General features: G+C 66.9%; 6 protein-coding genes and 1 pseudogene. 3 read left to right on the top strand and 4 right to left on the bottom strand.

The genetic code is table 11. From position 1 onward, the window contains the following. The first annotated feature begins 23 nt into the window (after positions 1-23). Positions 24-419, top strand: a complete 396-nt coding sequence (locus A5624_RS28155) for a hypothetical protein (RefSeq protein ID WP_232002242.1) — start codon at positions 24-26, stop codon at positions 417-419. A 49-nt stretch (positions 420-468) separates the two neighbouring features. Beyond that, on the top strand, positions 469-1,119 hold the full coding sequence (locus A5624_RS10885) for a DUF1345 domain-containing protein (RefSeq protein WP_066865923.1): 651 nt from the start codon (positions 469-471) through the stop codon (positions 1,117-1,119). Between the two features lie 9 nt (positions 1,120-1,128). Here A5624_RS10885 and A5624_RS10880 read toward each other — a convergent pair whose 3' ends face one another. From A5624_RS10880 to A5624_RS10870, 3 genes are read right to left on the bottom strand one after another with little or no spacing between them, the layout of a single operon-like run. Next, a complete protein-coding gene (locus tag A5624_RS10880; RefSeq protein ID WP_066865920.1) occupies positions 1,129-1,851 on the bottom strand; it encodes a hypothetical protein in 723 nt (240 codons plus the stop codon). Beyond that, on the bottom strand, positions 1,851-2,417 hold the full coding sequence (locus tag A5624_RS10875; RefSeq protein WP_066865918.1) for an LpqN/LpqT family lipoprotein: 567 nt from the start codon (positions 2,415-2,417) through the stop codon (positions 1,851-1,853). The genes A5624_RS10880 and A5624_RS10875 overlap by 1 nt, the downstream gene beginning before the upstream one ends. Positions 2,418-2,427: 10 nt before the next feature. Further along, positions 2,428-3,657, bottom strand: coding sequence for a hypothetical protein (locus tag A5624_RS10870; RefSeq protein ID WP_066865915.1), 1,230 nt, complete (start codon positions 3,655-3,657; stop codon positions 2,428-2,430). A gap of 148 nt (positions 3,658-3,805) precedes the next feature. On the opposite strand from A5624_RS10870, the gene A5624_RS10865 reads away from it, so the two are divergent. Next, positions 3,806-4,327, top strand: a complete 522-nt coding sequence (locus tag A5624_RS10865) for a DUF488 family protein (protein ID WP_066865927.1) — start codon at positions 3,806-3,808, stop codon at positions 4,325-4,327. A gap of 12 nt (positions 4,328-4,339) precedes the next feature. On the opposite strand, the pseudogene A5624_RS10860 reads toward A5624_RS10865, so the two are convergent. After that, positions 4,340-4,653, bottom strand: a pseudogene (locus A5624_RS10860) (hypothetical protein); the annotation flags it as partial.

The following is a 4,653-nucleotide window of genomic DNA, read 5'->3' as shown; positions in this document are numbered from 1 at the left end:
CCGCCGAGGCCAATTACCACCGCATCTCGGTTCCCGTCGGTCCCCGCAAGGCGGCATCACCGGTTGACGTCGGCCCCCCGCCGCACCCGCCGCAGGGGTCCGAGCAGGCCGACGGCGGCGACCCGTTTGACCAGGAGAGCGAGCCGACCCCCTGGTATCGCAAGCCGGCGATGCTGATCGCCTGGCTGGTCTCCGTCGTGGTCCTGATCGGGCTCATCATCTTCGGCGTCATCGAACTCATCCACGGGCAGACCGGTGGCGGAATCTCGCCGGTAGGCGGCTGTTCGCTCACACCGAAGTCGCCATGCTGCGTCGGCTGGTTGTGGAAGTCGTCGCGTGGGCCATTGGATGCCACGGCACTGATCGTACTGACCTCACCTGCCAATCTCCTGATGCCTGGGCCGGGCCGACACGGGTGAGCACCCGAACGTGGTCCGACGACCCGCGTTTGGTGGTTAGGTCGAGATCGTGGACTCCCTGGTGAAGTTGTTTCGGGACACGGGCGCGGTCCGGATCTTGGTCTCCGTGGCCCTCGGCGTGGCCGTCGCCGTCGTGGTGGGCAACACCGCCGGTTGGCGTTTTGCGCTGGCCGGCTGGATCGTCACCGCCGGAACGTACGTAGTGTGGACGCAGCTGATCGTGCTCGGCATGGACGCCGAGCAGACCTGTCGATGGGCGACGCGCGAGGACCCGACCCGGTGGATCGCCGACGCGGTGATCCTGTCGGCGAGCGTCGCGAGCCTGGGCGGGGTCGGCTACGTGGTGGCGGCGGGGTCACGCGCGGGCCACGAAGCCCTGGCCGCCGCCGTCTTCGGCATCCTGACCGTCGCCGCGTCCTGGGTCGCCGTGCACACGCTGTACACCGTGCACTACGCGCGGCTCTACTACTCGGACGAACCGGGCGGCATCAACTTCCACGACCCCGAGCCGCCGCGCTTCCGGGACTTCGCCTACCTGGCCTTCACCGTCGGGATGACCTACCAGGTGTCGGACACCGAGATCGGGCTGACCACGATCAGGGCGACGGTCTTGCGCCACGCGCTGCTGTCCTACCTCCTCGGGGCGGTCGTCCTGGCGGTGACGATCAACCTGATCGCGGGGCTGGGCGCCAAGGTCTGACCGGGCCGGTCACACGTCGGCCGTTGAATGACCGCGGAGAATCCGTTCGACCCGATCCAGCAGCTCGCTCGGGGTGTCGGAGGCGCCGTCTTTCCAGGCCAGCAGTGCGTTGAGAAGGTTGATGGGCTGGACGCTCAATTGGAGGCCGAGCAGCACCGTCTTGCTGGTCAGATCCGCTGCGCGATAGGCAATCTCGACTTGCAGTGACTGTCCGTTCACCCCATTCGGGACGATCTTGGGCTCAATGCCCCGAACGCAATCACGCCGGATTTCGGTCAGCTCGTCTTTGGGTCCAGCCAAACGCACGGTCAGCGCCGACGGGGAGATGGCCAGCAGGCAACGACGCCACATACGCACTGCGCTGAACACGAAGACCGGCGTCAGGATCAGCAGGGTGATGCCGGTGAACCGAAGCCATCCCGGATTACCGGGCGCATAACCCGCGCCGACACTGACCACGCCCAGCGCCGGCACCAGCACGTTCAAGACGTAAGCATTTCCCTCGTACCAGGGAAGGTAGCGGCAGACGATCTCGTCTTCAGACCGGTTGACTCCTGGCCGAAAAATCCGACGCCTGCCGAGGATGAAGATGAGCGCCGTACAGAATGCGATCAGGGACAAGTACCACTGCACTCCCACCGACATCGCAACCACCGCCATCAGGCACATGGCGCCGCCGAAGGCGTAGCGCAGTATCCGCCCCCACTTGCCGCTCGTTTGAGCGTTGGCCATTAGCCGTTGTCTCGCGTTGTGGTGGCGGGAGCCTTGCGGTGGTGATCCCCCGAAGCTGGACTTACCGGCGCCGCACCCATATGGACATCCAGCCCGATGCCGGCCCGCTCCACTGGCGAATCGTGTAGCGCGGTCACCGTGAGTTGAGCGATCAACGTCTCCTTTTCAGTGGGGATGATCCTCGATCGCGAGACGCTATCGATAGTGCCGAGCTCATGGGCGATCAGCATCACAAGCAATCCCTGAACTCCGACAGATGCACCGGCGGGGCGGACTTCGCGGTGCACTTCGTGACAGCCCGGCACCGACTGCAACTGTTGCTCGGCCAGCATCGCGAATACTTCGGCGGGGTCCAGAGCGGCCTCGACACGATGCATCGTCAACACCGCGTTCGCGCCAAACACGTCGATGTGAGGGTCGGTGCGGCAAGCCCACACCCGGAGTCCGACGGCGGAATCGAAGGGTTCCCAGCCAGGCGGTACCCGCACCTCGACCATAAGCCCTCCGAACCGATCGACCGGAGACAGAGCAACGCCGTGCCTCGCTACGAACTCATCGAATCGCATCGTCGTCGCCCTATCCGAAACCAAAAACTGATTCCACGCCGTGCACGGCGCTACCGACGGCATTCGCGACCGGCTGCCAAAGCTCTCCGACCACCTTGGATCCGCCCCATGCGACTACTGCTCCGACACCGGCGCCGACCACCAAGCCAATGGCGGTCCCCGCACCCGGCACGACCGAGCCGATCGCTGCACCGGCCGCCGCGTCCGCGGCGAGGCCTCCAACAGCCGCGCCCGCCCAGAGCCCGGCGGCGGTTCCGGCCGTCTCCCGGGTGACTGCCTCCGGCACCGAATTTCCATCCTTGATGTCGGACATGACGGCGGGCACCGCGCTGGCGGCACCCACCACCATGCTGACGCGCGAGAAGCCCTTGAGTTCGACTCCGCCGATTTTTGGGTCCTCAAACCACCTCAACAACGCCGGATCCGCCTTCCCGGGACCCGTACCGGGGGACTCGGCGATCAAATTAGTAGTCGCCTGGCGCACGCCGTCGGCGGTGCCACCGGCCACCGCTCCCGCGGCCCCGGTTGCCACCTCCCCCTTCGTCGGGGCCAACGCGGGACCCCCGCCGGGCTGGCCGGCCGGTGCCGGGCCGGGTTGGTCGGACGGTGCCGGGGCCGGTCCTGCCTGGGGGCCGACGGTGTCATAACCGTCGGCGTGCAGGGTGCCCATCGCATCCTGAAACGACTTGGAGTAGCCGTCGCGCGTCGCTTGCAGCCGGGCCAGCGCGGTTTTGGTGTCGCGGATCGCGTCTTGTTCACGGCCGGCGATGAACGCTTCGAGCGCGTCGATATCGGCCTGGGTGAGGTCGTCGTCGTCTTCCATCTCGTCGGCTTCGCCGATCAGCTCATCGAGTTCCTGCAGCTGGGCTTCCAGCGACGCGATCTGACCGGCCGCGGTTCTTTGCGCCTCGGCCAAGGTCGCGGCGATGTTCTCCAGGTCCGCGCCGATCTTCGGAATCTGCAGCGACTGTGCCCCAAGGGCCTTCGTCACCCGCTGCACTTCATCGGAGCCGGTGATCGGATGATCGCCATCCTGGTGATTCCAGGCGGCCTCGAACCGGGTGCGAGCCTGCTCGAACGCGTCGTTGGCCTCTTGTGTGCAGCGCCCCGCTTTGCGAAAGGCCTCCGCGAGGTTGGAAATCTGCAGTGGGCTCCCCGCTTGCAAGCTTGCGTTGATCGCCCAGGGGTCGCCACTGGCCGCGGCAATCAGCGCCGGGATGCTGAGGTATTGCAGTTGCATGGCGTCGTCAGTCGCCCGCCCGACCGCTGATCAATCCCGTTCGCATTGTCACCCCTCCCGAACTCAACGGCAAGGTTACTAACGCAGGCTAGGTAATCAATTCAGATCGCGCCCCGGTCCGCCCGGGCAAGCTGTCCGTATGGAACCGGTGTTGCTGACGGTGGGGCATGGGGCGGCCGGCCGGGAGCGGCTATCAGAGTTGCTTGCCGGGGCGGGGGTTGCGCTGGTGGTGGACGTGCGGCGCTACCCGGCCAGCCGGACCAATCCGGACGTGCGCCGCGAGGCCCTGGAATCCTGGCTGCCGCAAGGGAGCATCGGCTACCGATGGGAGCCCCGCCTCGGCGGGCGCCGGCATATCGCGGCCGGAGAACCGGAGCCGGACAGCTGGTGGACGGTGGCCGCGTTCCGGGCCTACGCCGCATACACCCGGACGCCCGAGTTCGACGCGGCCCTGGACGACGTTCTCGCCGATGCGGGCCGGCGCACCACGGCGGTGATGTGCAGCGAGAGCGTCTGGTGGCGCTGTCACCGGCGGCTGATCGCCGACGTCGCGGTGCTGGGCCGCGGGGTGCCCGTGCGGCACCTGATGCCCGACGGCCGGCTCAGTCCGCACCGACCCGCGGAGGGAGCCCGCCGCCGCCCCGACGGCCATCTGGTCTGGGACGGTTGATCTTTCGGCTCCCTAGAACGTGTTGACCTTCTCGACGCTGACGAACATGCCGTGCTTGGTCTGGTCGTTGGTGAAGCGGGTGCCGTCGGCGTTGGCGATGATGGTCCAGCCCTGCGCCGCGTAGGTCTTGTAGTCGATGGTGACCGTCGGGATGGCGCCCAGGTTGCCCAGCACCCATTGCACTTTGCCGCCGCTGTTGATGCTGACGCCGTTGGCGTGCTCGCCGTCCTGCAGCGGGGAGTTGGTGAAGGGCGCCTCACAGCCGACGGTGTCTCTGTTGATCTGGCAGCGCGTCACGCCGGATTTGGTCTCGATGAAGACGTAGC

The sequence above is a fragment of the Mycobacterium sp. 1482292.6 genome (assembly GCF_001672995.1).
GTDB classification, from domain to species: Bacteria; Actinomycetota; Actinomycetes; order Mycobacteriales; family Mycobacteriaceae; genus Mycobacterium; species Mycobacterium europaeum_A.
Note: the sequence above shows the minus strand (reverse complement) of the source record. Positions and strands in the feature narration are given on the sequence as shown.